This window comes from Hymenobacter nitidus (assembly GCF_020447315.1).
GTDB lineage: Bacteria > Bacteroidota > Bacteroidia > Cytophagales > Hymenobacteraceae > Hymenobacter > Hymenobacter nitidus.
The window spans coordinates 108741-126763 of record NZ_JAJADQ010000011.1 but is presented as its reverse complement, the minus strand read 5'-3'; the positions used below and the strand labels follow the sequence as shown (position 1 = coordinate 126763).

General features: G+C 62.3%; 12 protein-coding genes. 7 read left to right on the top strand and 5 right to left on the bottom strand.

Annotation, left to right across the window (positions count from 1 at the left end):
• The first annotated feature begins 45 nt into the window (after positions 1–45).
• Positions 46–2988 (top strand): T9SS type A sorting domain-containing protein, encoded by a 2943-nt coding sequence (locus LGH70_RS19045; protein WP_226188968.1) that lies wholly within the window; start codon positions 46–48, stop codon positions 2986–2988.
• A gap of 83 nt (positions 2989–3071) precedes the next feature.
• Here LGH70_RS19045 and LGH70_RS19040 read toward each other — a convergent pair whose 3' ends face one another.
• From LGH70_RS19040 to LGH70_RS19030, 3 genes are all read right to left on the bottom strand, one after another.
• Complete coding sequence (locus tag LGH70_RS19040; protein WP_226188965.1) at positions 3072–5060, bottom strand: peptidylprolyl isomerase; 1989 nt, start codon at positions 5058–5060, stop codon at positions 3072–3074.
• 76 nt (positions 5061–5136) lie between these two features.
• Positions 5137–6231 (bottom strand): MJ1255/VC2487 family glycosyltransferase, encoded by a 1095-nt coding sequence (locus LGH70_RS19035; RefSeq protein ID WP_226188962.1) that lies wholly within the window; start codon positions 6229–6231, stop codon positions 5137–5139.
• Positions 6232–6305: 74 nt separating this feature from the next.
• Complete coding sequence (locus LGH70_RS19030) at positions 6306–6848, bottom strand: redoxin domain-containing protein (protein WP_226188960.1); 543 nt, start codon at positions 6846–6848, stop codon at positions 6306–6308.
• 201 nt (positions 6849–7049) lie between these two features.
• On the opposite strand from LGH70_RS19030, the gene LGH70_RS19025 reads away from it, so the two are divergent.
• The 4 genes from LGH70_RS19025 to LGH70_RS19010 all read left to right on the top strand — a co-directional run bounded on the left by LGH70_RS19025 (position 7050) and on the right by LGH70_RS19010 (position 13205).
• On the top strand, positions 7050–7973 hold the full coding sequence (locus tag LGH70_RS19025; protein WP_226188957.1) for a hypothetical protein: 924 nt from the start codon (positions 7050–7052) through the stop codon (positions 7971–7973).
• 180 nt (positions 7974–8153) lie between these two features.
• Complete coding sequence (locus LGH70_RS19020; RefSeq protein WP_226188955.1) at positions 8154–9587, top strand: FAD binding domain-containing protein; 1434 nt, start codon at positions 8154–8156, stop codon at positions 9585–9587.
• Between the two features lie 258 nt (positions 9588–9845).
• On the top strand, positions 9846–12143 hold the full coding sequence (locus LGH70_RS19015) for a xanthine dehydrogenase molybdopterin binding subunit (protein WP_226188952.1): 2298 nt from the start codon (positions 9846–9848) through the stop codon (positions 12141–12143).
• 72 nt (positions 12144–12215) lie between these two features.
• Positions 12216–13205, top strand: coding sequence for an XdhC family protein (locus tag LGH70_RS19010; RefSeq protein ID WP_226188949.1), 990 nt, complete (start codon positions 12216–12218; stop codon positions 13203–13205).
• A 153-nt stretch (positions 13206–13358) separates the two neighbouring features.
• Here LGH70_RS19010 and LGH70_RS19005 read toward each other — a convergent pair whose 3' ends face one another.
• Positions 13359–13946, bottom strand: a complete 588-nt coding sequence (locus LGH70_RS19005; protein ID WP_226188947.1) for a DUF4136 domain-containing protein — start codon at positions 13944–13946, stop codon at positions 13359–13361.
• A gap of 145 nt (positions 13947–14091) precedes the next feature.
• Positions 14092–15963: an ABC transporter ATP-binding protein gene (locus tag LGH70_RS19000; RefSeq protein ID WP_226188945.1), complete on the bottom strand. Its 1872-nt coding sequence runs from the start codon at positions 15961–15963 to the stop codon at positions 14092–14094.
• 435 nt (positions 15964–16398) lie between these two features.
• On the opposite strand from LGH70_RS19000, the gene LGH70_RS18995 reads away from it, so the two are divergent.
• Together LGH70_RS18995 and LGH70_RS18990 are read left to right on the top strand one after the other, a co-directional pair.
• Positions 16399–16665 carry a DUF1294 domain-containing protein gene (locus LGH70_RS18995; RefSeq protein WP_226188943.1) on the top strand — a complete coding sequence of 89 codons (267 nt, stop codon included), beginning with the start codon at positions 16399–16401 and terminating at the stop codon, positions 16663–16665.
• A gap of 159 nt (positions 16666–16824) precedes the next feature.
• Entirely contained in the window at positions 16825–18021 is a 1197-nt protein-coding gene (locus LGH70_RS18990) for an MFS transporter (protein ID WP_226188941.1), read from the top strand.
• The last annotated feature ends 2 nt before the right edge of the window (positions 18022–18023 follow it).

Genomic DNA, 18023 nt, shown 5'->3' with positions numbered 1-18023 from the left:
GGGAAATACCGTTCAGAGGCCAGACTCTACTTTCCCATTTTGGCTATGAAACACACTATACACCGTACCCTGGTCAGCTCCCTTTTTCTACTTACCAGCGGATTTCTGTCTAGCGCCCATGCCCAGACTGGCAAGCCTGCCGCCGTCGCCCTGTATGTGAATGACGCGGCCCAGGCCGGCGACGTGTACACGACCGGTGCGGGCAACGACCTGAGCGGGGACGGCAGCAGCACGGCTCCTTTTGCCACCGTAGCCCGGGCCCTGGCCAGTGCCGACGCCTCCACGGCCACCATCTTCATTGATGCCGGCACATATTCGGAGCGGGTCGTGCTCAACAAGAACGTGAGCCTGCAGGGCGTGGATACGGCCCGCACCGTGTTCGACGGCGGCTTGGCCCCAAGCGACGTGCAAACCCAGGAAACCGGCATTTTCATTACGGCCGCCGGCGGCACCCCAACCAACCCGGTAAAGATTGCGGGATTGAAAGTGCGGGCCTACGACTACGGCATTCAGTGCGACAACCAGGTCAACCACGTCAACTTCCTCATTGAGGACGTTGCTACCACCCAAAACCGGCAGTTCGGCATTTACTGGAACGGCCAGCCAGGCTTCACCGAGAACATTACCTTTCGGCGGGTACGGGCCACCAAAACGGCCCTGGAGCCCAACACGCGCAACAGCGGCGCGGGCCGGGGCCTGTTCATTGTCAATGGCAGCAAAATCAACATTGTGATTGAAGACGGCGTGTTCGAGCAGAACCGCCGAGCCGGTATCGACATCAACGATGGCAGCGTGAGCGGGCTCGTGATTCGGGGCTGCCGCCTGGGCTTCAACCTGGGGCCGGCCATAGCCGTGCTGGGAGCCGCCGGCCTGCGCGATGCCAACGGCAACTACACCACCCCAGCCGCACTCATTGAGAACAACTTCATCCGCAACAACGCCTCCAACGGCCTGGAAATAAAGTCGAGCACGGGTACGGGCCGGGGCAGCGGCCCCGGTAGCCTGGTGCTGCGCAACAACTACATCGTGCGGAGCCTCGGAGCACCGACTAACCTGGCGGAAGACAACGCGGGCATTGCCTTCATCGACCGGGACCGGAATATCATCGGCATCGGCGGCGGCGTGACAGGCGACCTGACCACGGGCGGGGCCTACATTCAGAACAACATTGTGCGGGGCTACCTGGCCGATGCCCTGCGCACCGCTTTTAACATCAACGGCTTCGGCATGGTGCTGGAAGGAGCCAACAACAAGGTTTTCGGCAACGTGGTGGCCAACTGCCAGCGCGGTATTCAAGTACAGGACCGCCCCGCCAACAGCTCGGGCTCAACACCATTTTTTGATATTGACCGCAATGCCTCTCTGGTTTCGGTCGGCGACAGTATCCGGAGCAACCGACTCGACAGCTGCGCTACTTCGCTGCGGGCCGTGAATCTGAGCAATGTGGTGAATGCCTCCCTGAACTGGCTGGGCAGCAACCAAGTAGTAGCGGTGCGGGGCGCCAGTGGCCTGAATGGCCGGGTAATTACGCTGGCGGGACCTGCCACCAGCTTCGCGCAGGTGTCGTCCCTGGAGCCTACCGGCCGCCTCGACTACACGCCGTTTCTGCACACCAATACGGATGCGGCTGCCACCACAGGCTTTCAGAGCGACATTAGCTACCTGCACGGCGACTGGTTCAGCCCCAACCTGGGGGTTGCGCCCTGCCTGCAGGAAGCCCTGAACGATGTAGCCGAAAACGGCACGGTAGAGCTGGTGGCGGCCACCTACGATGGCACCGCCACGATTACCAAAAACGTGACGCTCACCAACGACGGGGCCACTATTCTGCAAAACCTGGTGCTGAATGCGCCCGGCAAAACGGCCGGCTTGGCGGCGCCCTTCAACCTGTCGGGCACCCTCACGCTGACGTCCGGCCTGCTGCGCACTTCTCCCACCAGCTTGTTGACCCTAACCGCAGGCGCCACCGCCAGTGCAGGCAACGCGGCTTCGTACGTGGAAGGGCCACTGCGCAAACTGGGCAACACGGCTTTCGTATTCCCATTGGGCAAAGGCGGCGTGTGGGCCCGCTTGGGCATTTCGGCCCCCGCTAATCAGGCTTCGGCCTTTACCGGCGAGTATTTTGCTTCGGCCTTTGGCAACGGCAGCTTTACCCCACCGCTCGAAAAAGTAAGCGCCGTGGAGTACTGGAACCTGGACCGCGCCGGCTCAACCGATGCCGTAAGCGTGCGTCTGTACTGGGAGAATGGTGCCCGCAGCGGCATCGACGCCTTCACCAACGAGCTGCAGGTAGCCCGCTTCGACGGCTCAAGCTGGGTATCGGAAGGCAACGGTGGCCTGGATGGCGCGCTGCCGGCTGGCTCGGTAGTCTCGGCCGGACCAGTGGCCGGCTTCGGGGCCTTCACGCTCGGCGCCTCCGACGTACCACTGCCAGTTGAGCTGGTGAGCTTCACGGCTACGGAGCGGCAGCCCGGCGTTGTCACGCTGAACTGGCGGACGGCTTCCGAGCAAAATAACAAGGGCTTTGGCGTAGAGCGCAGCTTCGACGGCAAAGGCTGGCAGCAGCTGGCTTTCGTGGAAGGCCGCGGCACGGTGAGTACGCCCAGCAACTACACTTATCAGGACCAACTCGACGCTTCAGGTGGCTTGGTGTATTACCGGCTGCGGCAAGTCGACCAGGATGGCACAACGGCCTACTCCCCGGTAGCTTCCCTTACCCGCAACCCGGACCAAAACCAACTGGCGAAACTGGCCCTGGCTCCTAACCCCGCCTCTGACTATACCACCCTGCAGTTTTCGGCCCCGGTTACCGGACCGCTGCAGGTGTCCCTCACCGACCTGACGGGCCGGGTGCTGCTGCGCCAGACGCTCACGGGCTCAGCCAACTTGCAGGTGCTACTGCCCGCCTCTTTGCCCGCTGGCACCTACTTGGTGCAGGTAGAAGGAAAGGGCATATCGAGTAAAGCCATGCGCCTGCTCAAGCAGTAAACGAGTGCCGTATCCAAACGCAAGGGCCACCAGATTACTGGTGGCCCTTGCTGTTTCTACCGATTTACCGGTGCTAAGCGGGTTCAGCGTACGAGTTCTATTTTCTCAATCCGGTCCCCGATTTCCAGGCGGCTCACTACGTCCATGCCACTAACGACCTGGGCAAAAATGGTGTAGCGGCCATCCAGGTGGGGCGTGGGCGCGTGGGTAATAAACCACTGGCAGCTTTCGGTGTCTTTGCCCGCCGAAGCCAGGCCTACGGCACCTTCCCCGTAGCGCAGATCCGCGAATTCAGAACGCAGGTTGTAGTCGGAGCTGCCCCAGCCGTCGCCGCGCGGGCAGCCGCCCTGGGCCACGAAGTTGGGCACGACCCGGTGAAAGTTCTTGCCGTTGTAAAAGCCCTGGTTTACCAGCTGCACGAAGCTGGCCACCGAGCCCGGGGCCTCATTCACCAACAGCCGGAACACGACTGCCCCTTTGCTGGTGCTGATGCGGGCCCGCTGCCCGGCCGGAATAGCCCGCACGGCGGCCCAGTCGATGGGGTGGGTAGCGGCTTTGGCAACCGGCAACGGCGTAGCGTCCTTCTTTTCCAAATAGTCGATGGTTTGCTGCAACGACTGCCAGGCCTCCAGGTCGCGGGGCAACACGAGCTTGTCGCGGGCCTCCTTAAGGAAAGCAGCGTTGGCAAACAGACGGCGCATATCCAGCTTCGGGTCGCGGATGGCCTCGGCGGCGGTGCCCATCACGGCTACGTCGCGGGTACCGATGGCGCGCTGCAGAGTGAGGGCAAACGTGGGCTGTTGCTCCACCGGAAAGCCCGGCAGGCGACGCATGGCTACCAGCGCCTCTATGCCGTAAGTGCCGATTACCACGGGCTGCTCAGTGGCGAAGGTAGCATTGCGCACAAACTCGTACGCGGCCGGATCTTCCCCCAGCGCCTTCAGCAGATAGCCTTTCTCGTATGGGTCGGAGGTGGCTTTGTAGCGCTCCTGCACTGCGGCCCGAATGGCGTTCTGCTCGGGGCCACCCAGTTTCAGCGCAGCCGCCAGCAACGTAGCCCGGGGCCGCCAAGCGCTCAGCTTATTGGCCTTTTCCAGGAACAGCACGCCCGGCTCGCCGGCCGCGTGGTTCAGGAAAAACTCGGCGGCGGCTAACGCTACATGCTCGTGCGCATCGGTAAGGGCCGCCCAGGCCGCTTCTTTCACGGGGGCGTACTGAGCGGCCGTCATGGCGCGCAGCGCACTGATGCGCACCCGGTAGTCGGGGTCACGGCGGGCCAGGGTGGTCAGCACGCCCGGCACGGTGACGGCAGCACTGGCCTTGCTCAGGGCCGCTGCCGATGCGCTGCGCACCGCGTAGCTGGGGTCGGATTGGGCACTGGTCCCGATGGCAACGGCATAGGAATTCAGGTTTAGCCCCCGGGTGCGGGCCAGGGCGTTGGCGGCCGCCAGCCGGGCCCGGTACGGATTGGCCGGCCCCAGCAGCTGCACCAGTCGCGCCACGGCTACCTCTGATGTCACTCCGCGCAAGCCCGCCCGGTAGAGCCCCCAGGCCTGGCCCGCCAACGCTGCCGTATCGGCGCCCAGCGCCGGGGGCAGCTTGGCCAGATTGCTCAGCCCGGCCCGCGACACGCAGCGGCCCAGTGCTTCCAGCGTGTAGAAGCGGGCCTGCGCATCCTTCTCCTGCGTTACCCGCTCCCGCAGCGCACTTTCGGCGGTAGTATCAGCGGTTTGGCCCAGGGCATACGCCGCGGCAAGCCGCACGCTGGCATCCTCATCGGTGAGGCGGGCGGTAAGGGCCGGCACGGCGGCTTTATCCTGCACCGAAGCCAGGGCCAGAGCAGCTTCGCGGCGGTAGAGGGCCTCGGGCCCATTCAAAAAAGGCAGCAGGGTCGCGCTCTGCCGCTCATCCTGCGCGGTAGCAATCTGGCGCAGCGTGGCATCCCCAAACTTATTGGCGACGGTAGCGGCAGCGGAAGTTTGGGGCGGAGCGGTGCAGGCCGTGAAGCTGGTAGCCGCCCCGGTTGCCAGGGCGCCAAGCAGCGCCCAACGGCAGAAGTTGTGGTGAGTCATGGGTGCCCGAAAATAGCCAAATTCCCCTGTTGCCGCCAGGCCCCTGCCCTACTATCTGGCTGGTTTGCCAAACTATTTACCGGGGCGCCAACATTTTTTTCGCCGTTTGGGCTGGTCCGCTGATGTCCTGCAGCAAGGCTTCCAAGTGAGCAAACAGGGCGTCGTTGCCGGCCTGCTCGTAGCCACTCAGGGCCTGCTCGTAGCCACTCAGGTCGTAGAGGAAGGCTTTGACGCTGTCGGCCGTCAGCGCGTCGAAATGCCGGCCGTAGCCCAGCTTTTCCACTTCGGCAGCGTTGAGGAACTGTTCGAACTGGGCCGGAATCGGAATGGCGCAGATGGGCTTGCGCAGGTATACGGCTTCGCTGATCAGGGAAAAGCCCCCGTTGGTAATAACGGCCCGGGCGCTGGCCAGATCATCGATAAAGCCCTGCTCATTGAAGGCGCACAGCTGCACGTTGCCGTGGGTTTCATCCTTATTGAAGCCGTACACCCGAAACTGCTGACCGGGCAGCTGCTGCAGCATCGGCACCAGATCCTTCTGGTTGGTAGCCGACTGATACACCAGCACATGCTCACCCTGGGAAGGCACAGCGGCCAGGATTTCGGGCCGGATGATGGGCGGTACCAGCGTCGTATCGGGCTTGAGAACGGGCAGCTGAAAGAAGGTCGTTATCAGGTAGTGGCGGCTGCGCGGCAGCTTGGCCCGCACGATTTGCCGGGCCACATTCAGGTTTCCTCGCTCGGCACTGGGCACCGCCACATCCAGCTGCGCGCGGCTGATGATCTGCATGTTGTCGATGCTAATGAGCGGCAGGCGGCGCCAGCGGGCAAAGAAGTAGCTGAACGACTCGAAGTCGGAAATCACCAGCTCGGGCACGAAGTCGCAGAGCAGCTCGCGGTACTTGGCGAAGTTGACGCGCAGATTGTCGGGGGCGGTGCGCAGCGTAAGCGCGGCCGTGCGCGACTTGGATACTGTCAGGTCTTTGTAGGCCAGGTGGAACCCGCGGATTTCGTGCACGCGCCCCGGAAAGTTGGCGGCCAGCATCTGGTAGGCCCGGGCGCTGCTCACAACGCACACATTATGACCCTGGCTGAGCAGGTGGGCAATGACCACTTTGCTGCGCGTGGCATGCCCCAGGCCCTCGCCCGGCACTCCATACAGAATATTCATGGAAGGAATTCGTGACTGGTTGTACCCGTCAAATAACTGAAATATCGGGCACAGCGCCACCGCGCGGCTGGCCGCTAGGGCGTGAGCGTGGTAATAAAGCAGCCCACAGCCTCGGTGCGGGCCGGCGCCACAGGCCGGCCGGCCACAATGGCGGCCAGAGCATCCTGCAGCTCGTGGTTTTTAATAACCATGCGGCGCTGCCCCAGGCGCACGTAGGAGTCGTCGATGCGGCCCTGGTAGAGCACCGTGCGGCCATCGGCGGCCGTCACGACAACCTCCGGAGTGATGCGCGCCTGGAACCGCCGGGTCAGGATCTGGTGCTCGTCGAGGCGCAGCGGGAAGGGGAGTTTGTACTGCTTGCCGAACAGAATCAGGTCGGCGGGCCGCAGCTCCTGATCCGGAAAAACGCCCACAAACTGCACGCCCTGCGGGGCGTAGGCCGCGTGCAGCTGCCGTAGGGTCAGCGTCGCGGTCTGGCAAATCGGGCAGGTATCCGACAGGAATACGTACACCGTGGCCTTGGGAGCGGGCTTGCTGGCCTGGGGCCGCCCCGCCCCCACCAGCAGACCGAGAGCCAGCAGGCACGTCAACCGAAAAAAAGGCAGCAGCTTACTCATAGTCCATTCTGCACTGGTTCGAAAAGGCGGTTTGGGCCGGTTGACCCCGCCCACCTTTTGCTGTTGCTAAGGTAGACACCGGCCCGCAAAGTCCGGTTCCGCACCATCAGAACCCGCCGGCCGCGTACATTCGGCGTGGTTTTGGCAACCGGGTTGCGGCTTTCTTGCGACCTTGCCGCCCTTACTTCTCCGCTTCGGCTTATGAAACGACTTCCTTTCCTGCGTGCCGGTCTGGCCCTGACGACCCTGGCTACCCTGCTCACCACCGCCTGCACGGCCCCCCGCGTCATGACGATGTCGGGCAAAGTCACGCCCCGCGGCGAGTTTAAAGTAGGAGGCAACCAGGCCTTCAACATTCCGACGGAAACCATCAGCAAAACCGGCTCGGCCATCAAAGAAGCCGCCGTGCAACTGGCCAAGCAGGAAAAAGTGGATTACAGCACCTCGGGCGAGCTAGTCGACAAGGTGCAGATAGCGGCCCTGGCCTACGCTCTCGACCCGGTGCAGCCCGCCGCCGACCTGTTTGTGCGCTACGGTGTGGCCGAGCGGCTGGATGTGGGCTACAAATACGCTTTCGGCTCTCACGTCTTTGACGGCATGTACCAGTTTATGGGTCCTACCGGCACGCCCGAGCGGCCCGGCGGCCCGGCCGGGGCCATGTATGGCAGCATCGGGCTGCAGTTTGCCACTCAGCGGGCCAAGCTGCCCAGCATTCCTTTCTTGGATGACATCGACGCGCTGCTGCAGTTCAAGGCCACCCGCAACGACTTGATTGTTCCTTTGGTCTTCAGCCACTCGTTTGGCCCGGAAGAGGAGATTGGGGCCGTTTCCTACGGCCTAGTGTATTCCCACACCTTTCTTCGCTACGGCTTTGCGCCCCGCAACATCTACACCGGCAACGACCTGATACCGGGCCTGGAGCGCAAGCAGAACTTTGCCTCGTACGGGGCGTTTGCCAACGTGAAAGTAGGCTTCAAATACGCCTATATCGTGCCGGCGCTGGCGCTTTACTACCAGAACTACGGCACCTACCAACTGCTGAACAACAAGAGCAGCAAGCTCAGCGGCCTAACCTTTATTCCCTCCATTGGCCTGCAGTTCCGCATCCCGACCGGCCGCAACTAGCCGCCACTGCCTGCGCTTCGAGCCCGGCTGCCTGCTCTCAGGTAACCGGGCTTTTCTTTTGCGGGCAGCCCGGAAAAGAAAACCAACCGCCGGCAGCTGGCAGCAATGAAGGAACGGGGTTTTCCGGCCTGCTGACTTTTTGCTAACTTCCGCTCTTCGCTTTGGTTTTTTCCGTTCTGCATGCTCCATTTTTACCTTAATAATCAGCGTATCCGCACCGACCAGCCGGCGGGCAGCACCCTTCTCGATTTCGTGCGCTACCAGCAGCATCTGAAAGGCACCAAAATCGGGTGCCGCGAGGGCGACTGTGGGGCCTGCACCGTGCTGGTGGGCGAATTGCAGCCCGATGGCGCCGTGCAGTACCAGTCGATGACCTCGTGCCTGACGCCGCTGGGCAACGCCCACGGCAAGCACATCGTCACGGTGGAAGGCATCAACGCCGCGGCCGGCAAGCTCACGCCGGTGCAGCAGGCCATTGTGCAGGAAGGTGGCTCGCAGTGCGGCTTTTGCACCGTGGGCTTTGTGATGTCGCTCACCGGCCACAGCCTGAGCACCAAGTCCGCCACCACCGAAACTGGCCTGGCCGCCATCGACGGCAATATTTGCCGCTGCACGGGCTACAAGTCGCTGGAGCGCGCCACAGCCGTGCTCACCGAGCAGCTGGCCGCCCGCCCCGCCGCAAACGTGGTAAGCTGGCTTAGCGAACAGCAGTTTGTGCCCGGCTATTTTAAGGAAGTGCCCCGCAACCTTCAGGCACTAAAAGCCGAGCTTCAGAACGAAACCAGCAACCAGCAACCAGCAACTAGCCACCAAATAGTAGGCGGCGGCACCGACCTGCTGGTGCAGCGCCCCGAGCATGTGCGCGAAGTGCCCGTGCAGCTGGTGTATGACCAAACCAATCTGCGCGGCATTCGCCAAGATGCTGATGGCCGCATCGTGCTGGGGGCCGCTACCACGGCCGAGAACCTGCGCGCCTCGCCCCTGATGCAGCAGCTGTTTCCGCGCCTGCCCGAGTACATGAAGCTCGTGTCGTCGACGCCTATTCGTAACATGGGCACGGTGGCCGGCAACTTCGTCAATGCCTCCCCCATCGGCGACCTGACCATCTTTTTCCTGGCCCTGAATGCCACCGTGACGGTCGGCGCCCCGGCGGGCCCGCGCCGCGAGATTCCGCTGCACGAGCTGTATAGCGGCTACAAAACCCTGACGAAAGCCGCCGACGAGCAGGTACTCGACATCCGCTTCACGGCGCCCCAGCCCGACGACTATTTCAACTTCGAGAAGGTTTCCAAACGCACCCACCTCGATATTGCCAGCGTCAACTCGGCGCTGTGGCTGCGTACCAGCGGCGGTTTTGTGCAGGAAGCGCGGCTGTCGGCCGGTGGGGTGGGCCCTACTCCGCTCTGGCTGGCCCGCACCTCGGCTTTCCTAGCCGGCAAGGAAATAACGCCGGCTACGCTGGCCGCGGCCAATGAAATTGCCCAGACGGAAATCAGTCCCATCAGCGACGCCCGCGGCACGGCCGAGTACAAGCGTTTGTTGTTACGCCAGTTGATGTTCGCGCATTTTCTACAATTTTTCCCCGAGCGACTCAACTTCCGCGAACTGGTGTAAAGCACTATGTTCCCTGCAGAACGTCATTTCGAGCGCAGCGAGGAATCTCGCGTGCTGACTCTTTTGGTCGTTGCTGAAAACAGAATGTCATGCTGAGCTTGTCGAAGCATCTCTATCGCAGTGGTAATCAACCAGCAGTACAACGAAGCGGTAGAGATGCTTCGGCTCCGCTCACCATGACGGACAGCTACATTTTTACAATACTTCTGAGAAGCCGCGCTACTCCCAAGCCTACTTTTCTCCCCGAATTGTTCTCCCATGAATCATCTTGACCCGGTGCGCCACGTGCGCGGCGAATCCCAATATTTGGATGATGTTCCAGTGCAGCAAGGCACGCTGTATGCGGCCGTGTTCGAGTCGCCGCTGGCCCACGGGGTGCTGCGCGCCATTCATCTAAGCGAGGCTCGGCAGGCGCCCGGCGTATTTCGCATTCTGACCGCGGCCGACATTCCCGGCGAAAACCAGATTGGCGGCATCGTGCCCGATGAGCCCCTGCTGGCCGAGGGCCACGTGCACTTCCGCGGGCAACCCGTGGCGCTGGTTCTGGCCGACACCGAGCACCAGGCCCAGGCCGCCCTGCGCCTCATCCGCGCGGACATTGACCCGCTGCCTATTATCACCGACCCGCGCGTGGCCGCGGCCCAGGGCGAGCTGATTGTGCCGCCGCGCACCTTCCGCCTCGGCGACCCGGACGCCATTTGGAGTCAGTGCGCGCATATTTTCGAGGGTGAAGCCGAATCAGGCGGGCAGGAGCATCTGTATATCGAAACGCAGGGCGCCTATGCTTTCCCGACGGAAATGGGCGGGGTGCGCATCATTTCCTCCACCCAAGGGCCCACGGCTGTGCAGCGCCACACGGCCCACGTGCTGGGCATCGGCATGCACCAGATTGAGGTGGACGTGACGCGCCTGGGCGGCGGCTTCGGCGGCAAAGAGGACCAGGCCACGACCTGGGGCGCCCTGGCCGCGCTGGGTGCCTTCGTGGTGCGGCGGCCCGTGAAGCTGGTGCTGGACCGGATGGCCGACATGCGCATGACCGGCAAGCGCCACCCCTATTCTTCCGACTTCCGCATCGGGCTGGATGAAAACCTGCGGATTCTGGCCTATGAAGTCACCTTTTACCAAAACGCCGGGGCCGCCGCCGATTTGTCGCCGGCGGTGCTGGAGCGTACGCTGTTTCACGCCACGAATGCCTATTTTATTCCCAACGTGAAGGTCACAGCCTACAGCTGCCGCACCAATCTGCCGCCCAATACGGCCTTCCGGGGCTTCGGCGGACCACAGGGCATGTTTGTAATGGAGTCGGCTATTGTGAAGGCGGCCGAGACGCTCGGAGTTTCACCCAGCGAGATTCAGCGGCGCAATCTGCTGCGCGAAAACGACCTGTTTTCGTACCGGCAGCCGGCCGAAATGTGCAACGCCGGGCTGGCCTGGGACACGGCTGCCAACCTCTACGATTTGCCGAAGCTGCGCCAGGAAGTCGACGTCTTTAACCAGCAGAATGAGCAGCTGAAAAAGGGTTTGTCGGTAATGCCCATCTGCTTCGGTATTTCCTTCACCAAAACCCCCATGAACCAAGCCCGCGCTCTGGTGCACATCTACACCGACGGCTCGGTGGGCGTGAGCACCGGCGCGGTGGAAATGGGCCAGGGTGTGAACACCAAGATTGCCCAGGTAGCAGCCCAGACGCTAGGCATTTCGCCCAGCCGCATCAAGGTAGAATCGACGAATACAACGCGGGTGGCCAATACGTCCCCTTCCGCCGCCAGCGCCACCGCCGACCTCAACGGCAAAGCCACCCAGATGGCCTGCGAAGCGCTGCGGGAGCGGCTGCTGCGCCACGCCGTGCTGGAGTATACGCTGAACTACGAAGGGCTGGAAATCCGGGACGAGCAGGTACTGGCCGCCGGCGTGCCCGCCGATACGAACTGGGAGAAGCTAGTGTCGTCGGCGTACTGGAAACGGGTGAGCCTGACCGAAAACGCCCACTACGCCACCCCCGATATTCACTTCGACCCGGTCACGAACCAGGGCTACCCGTTTGCTTACCACGTGTACGGCACGGCCTACACCACCGTCACGCTCGACTGCCTGCGCGGTACCTACACCTTCGACGCCCTGCGCATTGTCCACGACTTTGGGGAAAGCATGAACCCGGCCATCGACCTGGGCCAGATTGAGGGCGGGGCGGTGCAGGGCATCGGCTGGATGACGATGGAAGAGCTGATTTACAACGAGGAAGGCCGCCTGCTGAGCAACTCGCTCAACAGCTACAAGATTCCGGACCTGTATTCGGTGCCCCAGCGCATCGACGTGCATTTCCTGGAAACGCCTGGCCACCCACGGGCTATTCTGCGCTCCAAAGCCGTGGGCGAGCCGCCGCTGATGTACGGCATCGGGGCTTATTTCGCGGTGCGGGATGCCATTAGTGCCTTCCGCCCCGCGCACCGGCCCACTTTCTCGGCGCCTATTACGCCCGAAAAAGCGTTGCTGAATCTGTACCCTAGTGGGGTGGCTGAGGAAGTAGTGCGGCTGGCATCCAGCACCGTAGCGTAGTTTTATAAGCTCGCGTCATTTTGCCGTTTACGGGCAGAAACGCGGGCTTTTTCTTTACTCCCAGTACTTTTTGTGGATTCACATTCCGCTCCTCCTTCCCTGCCGCGCGACTTTCCGGTGTGGCAGCACATAGCGCGCAGCCTGCGGGCCGGGCAGCCCGTCACGCTGCTGTGCGTGCTCAGCAGCACGGGCAGCAGTCCGGGCCGGCAGGGATTTAAGATGAGCGTATCGGCTGACGACATGGCTGGCTCCATCGGGGGCGGCATCATGGAGCACAAGTTCGTGGAGCTGGCCCGGGCCCGTATGCTGGCAGCCGATACGCAGCCGCTTATCCGCGCCCAGATTCACCGCAAAGAGGCCCCCGACGACCGTTCTGGCATGATTTGCTCGGGTGAGCAGGTGCTGCTGCTTTATCCCGTAATGCCTAACGACTTGTCCGCCGTAAATGCCATTGAGCAGGCGCTGCGGCAGTCTACCCCCGGCTTTTTACACCTGTCAGCCGCCGGTATAAGCTTACTAGATGAGACAGAAAACGCCGCTTTTTACTCGTACCGCCGCGGTACAGACTGGCACTACCAGGAGCGCCTCGGCTTCCGCGACCAGCTGACCATCGTAGGGGGCGGACACGTGGCCCTGGCGTTGTCGCGCGTGGCGGCTACGCTCGACTTTGAAATCACGGTACTCGATGACCGGGCTGGCCTGAATACGCACCAGCTCAACCCCTATGCGCACCACAAGCGCACGGTGCAGTACGAGGCCCTGGCCGGGCAAATAGCGGAGGGCAACAACCAATATGTGGTGATTATGACCTTCGGCTACCGGCCCGATGAGGTGGCTTTGCGCCAGCTGCTGCGCCACCGGGTAAAGTACCTGGGCCTGATGGGCAGTGCGGCCAAAATCCGGGAGCTAAGGGCCAGCCTATTGGCCTCGGGCTATACAGAAGCTGATTTGGCGCACGTGCATGCCCCTATTGGCTTGCCTATTCACAGCCGCACACCCGAGGAAATTGCCATTAGCGTAGCGGCAGAGCTGATTCAGGTACGCAATGCCGGTCGGGGCTAGCTATGTTAGAGTAAAACAAAAGAGCGTCATGTTGAGCTTGCCGAAATAGCTCTAAAGCAATGGTAAGTAGTTAATACTGCGGTAAAGATGCTTCGGCAAGCTCAGCATGACGCTCTTTTTCTGTTTCGAGTGGCTTTCCAAACAACTTCCCCACTACTGACTGGCGCCTTCGAGGTAGCCTTCGGTGAAGACGCGGTACTGGTCGAAGATGGAGCGCACGGAGCGCCGCAGCACGGCCTCACCCTGCACGCCGGGCGGTACTGTCACGCCGGAAGCATAGCCGTTCCAGACGGCCCGATTGGTACGGTTGTCAATCAGGGTGACGAGCAGGGTGCCTTCGGCCAGCACCATCTTGACGGGCTGATACCCCTGCCGGTTTTCCTTGGGAGTTTCATCGTCCTCTACCATGCCCGAGGTCATCCAGCGGCTTAGATCTTCTTGCGCGTAGCCCCGAAAAGCCATGTCGCCCTCGAAGAGCCGGAACATCACCAGCAGGTCGGGGCGGCTGCGGGCCGGCTTGTAGCCCTGCACCCGCATGCGCGTCCGGATAGCGTCGCGCAGCACCTCGCCCAGCTTGCTCGTGTCGGCGGCCAGACCCTGGCCCGTTACGAACTCGTAGGTGCGGTAGCGCCGGAAATTACCGGTATAACTATAATCAGACTCAATTCGGGCCTCACGGGCGGCAAAACAGCCGGAAAGGGCCAAACTGAGCCCAAAAAGCAGGGTAGCGGGTAGTTTCATGGGCAGCGCATCACTTAAAGGCAGATTACCCTAAGATACGATATCCGAGAGGCTTATGTATTGGTTTGGCGACAAAAAACTAGCAAAAAAATTTTGTCGGCAGCTCCATTCCAACAAAATACCACTCGCAAGGCCCTTTTGCATCCTACCGGTACCCGGCGGCCTGCAGCGCGAAGAGCTCGGAATACCGGCCGTTGCGGGCCAGCAGCTCTTCGTGGGAGCCGATTTCCACAAACTGCCCGTTCTCAATCACCAGAATCCGGTCGGCCATGCGCACGGTGCTGAAGCGGTGCGAAATCAGCACGGCGGTCTTGCCCTGGGTCAGGTCGGCGAAGCGCTGGAACACCTCGTGCTCGGCGCGGGCGTCGAGGGCGGCCGTGGGCTCGTCCAGAATCAGGAGCTGGGCCTCGCGCATGTAGGCCCGGCCCAGGGCAATCTTCTGCCACTCGCCCCCGCTTAGGTCCACGCCCCCAGCAAAGCGGCGGCCGATCATCTGCTCGTAGCCGCCGGGCAGCTTCTTGATGACGGTATCGGCCAGGCTCTGGGCGGCAGCCGACTGAATCCGGTCCTGGTTTTGCTTTTCCTCGATGCGGCCCACGGCCAGGTTTTGGCCCGCCGAAAGCTGGAAGCGCACGAAGTCCTGGAAGATAACCCCGATTTCCTGGCGCAGCTCGGCCGGGTCGTAGTCGCGCAGGTCGTGGCCGTCGAGCAGGATGCGGCCCTCGGTGGGGTCGTAGAGGCGGGAGAGCAGCTTGACCAGGGTGGTTTTGCCCGCGCCATTTTCGCCCACCAGCGCCAGCTTTTCGCCGGCCCGCAGCGTGAAGTTCAGGTTGCGAATCGCCCACTTGCTGGAGCCCCGGTACTGAAAGCCCACGTCCTCGAACGTAAAGCCCTCCCGGACGGGCCGCGGAAACGGGCGTACCCGCTGCCCTTCGGCCCGGGCAATGCGGGGCTGCAAATGAAAGAAGTCGAAGAAGTCCTGCAGGTACAAGGCTCCTTCGGCTACGCTGCTGAACCGGCTCAGGATGCCTTCGAGCAAGCCCCGCATGCGGGCAAACGAGCCGGAGAGAAACGTAAGCTGCCCGATGGAGATATTGCCCCGCACCGCTTGTGCAATAATGTAGATGTAGGCCGCGTAGTAGCCCCCGGCCCCGATGGCAGCAAACAGCGCCCCCCACCCGGCCCGGCGCACCACCAGGGCTTTGTTTTTCTGGTAGAACTCATCCGAGAGCATCCGGAACCGCTCGATCAGGAAGCCCGACAGCCCGAAGATCTTTACTTCCTTGGCCGTTTCGTCGGAGGCCCCGGTCTGGCGCAGGTAGTCCAGCTCGCGCCGCTCGGGCGTCCAGCTGTGTACCAGCGAGTAGCTGCGCTCATTGAAGTGCGACTCGCCCAGAAAGGCCGGCACCACGGCTACCAGTAGCAACAGCAGCAGCCAGGGGTTAAAAGCAGCCAGGCCCACGGCCAGAAACAGCATCGTGATGATGTCCTGGGCCTGGGAAAGCACCTGCGACATGAGCACCGTGCGCGACAAGGTCTGGCGACGGGCCCGTTCCAGCTTGTCGTAGAACACGCTGTCCTCGAACTGGTCGAGGTCGAGCTGGCCGGCGTGCTCCATCAGCCGGATAGAGGAGCGGTTGGCAAACAGGTCGCCGAGCAGGCTGTCGAGCAAGGCCACGCCCCGGCCCAGCAGGTCGGAAAGAACAGCCAGGCCGAACTCCAGGCCGACCAGGCCGATAATGGGCGTCAGGGAGCTGCCCGGGGTGCGGCTCAGGCCGATAATCGAATCCAGGATCAGGCGGGCAACATAGAGCATGGCCACGGGCAGGGCCGCGCGCACCAGGCGCAGGGCAATGTTGCCCATCGTCAGCGCGGGGCTGGTGTCCCAGATCAGGCGCAGAAACTCGGGCAGGTTCTTCAGGGCCGACACCCGCTCCCGCACGCTCAGGGCCGGCTTGCCATCGGGCCGGGGCCGCTTGGCCGATATTTTCGAAAACTTTTTGGATAACCAGGACATAGCCGCTGGTTACGACACACTTCGGGCCGGAGTTGGTGAGCGGCCGTTTTGGCAGGGGCAACCGAAGTATCCGGTGGCGGGACGAGCGCAGGGTAGTCGGAGCTGTATTACGGCAGCTTTTCTGCAGAACTCCTCCTGCCCTGACCCTGCCCAGATTTCTAAGGCGTTCCGGCTTATGGCCCAAACCCTTTGTTAGTATTGCTGGCAGTCTCTTTGAAAGCTGGCACATTAGCCCGTTGAGTAGTACCCACGGCTCGTGATTAACGAAAACGACCAGTTCCTTGAACATAGCTCCATAACTTGCGGCTCGGCTGGTATCCCGTCTTCCTCGCCCCTTTTTGAACCCGCCCAACCAGTTCAGATCAGGGCAGCCATTCAGGTCAAATTCAGGACAGACTGGTCAGAAAGGCCCGCTCCCGCACCATGAAGCTACTCTTGAGTTGCCTGTTATTTTTCAACTTCCTGTGTTTCCTGCTCTTCGCCCTGGATAAGCGCAAAGCCCAACGGAACCAGCGGCGCGTTGCCGAAAAAACGCTGCACCTCGCGACGCTGCCCGGCGCGGCGCCCGGGGCGTGGGCGGCAATGTTGCTGCTCCATCATAAAAACCGCAAAGCTGCTTTCTGGGGCGTTACCCTAGGGCTGACGCTGCTGCAAGGGGCTGTTCTCTATTTCACGTGGCCCTATTTGCAGGCGCAGTTCTAACCGTGCCAAACGGCAGCGGACGTCAGATCAAGGATGACAGGATACGCAGCACTGGCCCGCGGCCCCTGCGTATGCCCGCCGCGGGTCTCATTTGAACCCGCTGCGGCAGCGCCCGTATTTTCTGCCGACCTTTGCGGCCTTATCCGCGCCCGCGTCTTCATGTTGCCACCTTCCAAGAAAGTGTACACGGCTGGTTTCTGGCTGATGTGCCTCTCGTCGTTTCTGTTTTTCATGAGCTTCAACATGCTCCTGCCCGAGCTGCCCGACTTTCTGACGCGGCTGGGCGGGGCGGAGTACAAGGGCTTCATCATTGCGCTGTTCACCCTCACGGCCGGTATTTCGCGGCCCTTCAGCGGCAAGCTGGCCGATACCGTGGGGCGGATTCCGGTGATGGTCTTCGGCTCGTTGGTGTGCTTTGTCTGCGGCTTTTTTTATCCCTGGGTAACGACCGTGGCCGGCTTTCTGGGGCTGCGGCTGCTGCACGGGTTCAGCACCGGGTTCAAGCCCACCGGCACGGCCGCCTTTATTGCCGACATCATTCCCTTCGAGCGGCGCGGCGAGGCCATGGGTTTGCTGGGCGTGGCTGGCTCCCTGGGCATGGCCGCCGGGCCGGCCCTGGGCCCCTACATCACGGCCGCCACTTCCCTGAACACGCTGTTCTACTGCTCCTCGGGCCTGGCCCTGCTGAGTTTGGCCGTGCAGGGCACCATGACCGAAACCCTGCCCAAAGCCCAGCGGCAGCGCTTCAGCTGGAGCCTGCTGCGCCTCGACTGGCGGAATGAAATCCTGGAGCCCCGGGTGTTGTCGCCGGCTTTGGTCACGCTGCTGTGTTTGTTTCCCTTCGGCGCCATTCTCACCATTGTGCCCGACCAAAGCCGGGCTCTGGGCCTGAGTGCGGGCGAGAAAGGCTTGTTCTACACCTGCTACACGCTGGCCTCCCTGCTGGTGCGCCTAGTGGCCGGCCGCGCCTCCGACAAGTACGGCCGCCTGCCGGTGCTGCGCCTTTCCACGGCCATGATGGTCGTGGCCCTGACTATGTTGACCCTGGTGGAGCACTCGGTGCCGCTGTTTCTGGGCTCGGCCGTGCTGTTCGGTTTGGCCACGGGCCTGAACTCGCCCACGCTCTACGCCTGGACAGTGGATTTGAGCCACCCGGCGCGGCGCGGGCGGGCCGTGGCCACCATGTACATTGCCCTGGAAGTCGGTATCGGACTGGGGGCATTGCTGGCCGGCTGGGTGTATGGCAACATCGACAGCCACTTGCCCTACGTGCACGCCATTAGTGTGGGCTCCACGCTGCTGGCTCTGCTCTACCTGCTGTGGGGCGTGAAAAAGCAGCCTCCGGTGCTGGCCTGAAA

Excerpts from the sequence above, each read along its gene's own strand:
- LGH70_RS19040 (WP_226188965.1), bottom strand. The coding sequence starts at position 5,060 with ATGACTCACCACAACTTCTGCCGTTGGGCGCTGCTTGGCGCCCTGGCA.
- LGH70_RS19020 (WP_226188955.1), top strand. The coding sequence starts at position 8,154 with ATGCTCCATTTTTACCTTAATAATCAGCGTATCCGCACCGACCAGCCG.
- LGH70_RS19035 (WP_226188962.1), bottom strand. The coding sequence starts at position 6,231 with ATGAATATTCTGTATGGAGTGCCGGGCGAGGGCCTGGGGCATGCCACG.
- LGH70_RS19025 (WP_226188957.1), top strand. The coding sequence starts at position 7,050 with ATGAAACGACTTCCTTTCCTGCGTGCCGGTCTGGCCCTGACGACCCTG.
- LGH70_RS19030 (WP_226188960.1), bottom strand. The coding sequence starts at position 6,848 with ATGAGTAAGCTGCTGCCTTTTTTTCGGTTGACGTGCCTGCTGGCTCTC.
- LGH70_RS19000 (WP_226188945.1), bottom strand. The coding sequence starts at position 15,963 with ATGTCCTGGTTATCCAAAAAGTTTTCGAAAATATCGGCCAAGCGGCCC.
- LGH70_RS19015 (WP_226188952.1), top strand. The coding sequence starts at position 9,846 with ATGAATCATCTTGACCCGGTGCGCCACGTGCGCGGCGAATCCCAATAT.
- LGH70_RS19005 (WP_226188947.1), bottom strand. The coding sequence starts at position 13,946 with ATGAAACTACCCGCTACCCTGCTTTTTGGGCTCAGTTTGGCCCTTTCC.
- LGH70_RS18990 (WP_226188941.1), top strand. The coding sequence starts at position 16,825 with ATGTTGCCACCTTCCAAGAAAGTGTACACGGCTGGTTTCTGGCTGATG.
- LGH70_RS19045 (WP_226188968.1), top strand. The coding sequence starts at position 46 with ATGAAACACACTATACACCGTACCCTGGTCAGCTCCCTTTTTCTACTT.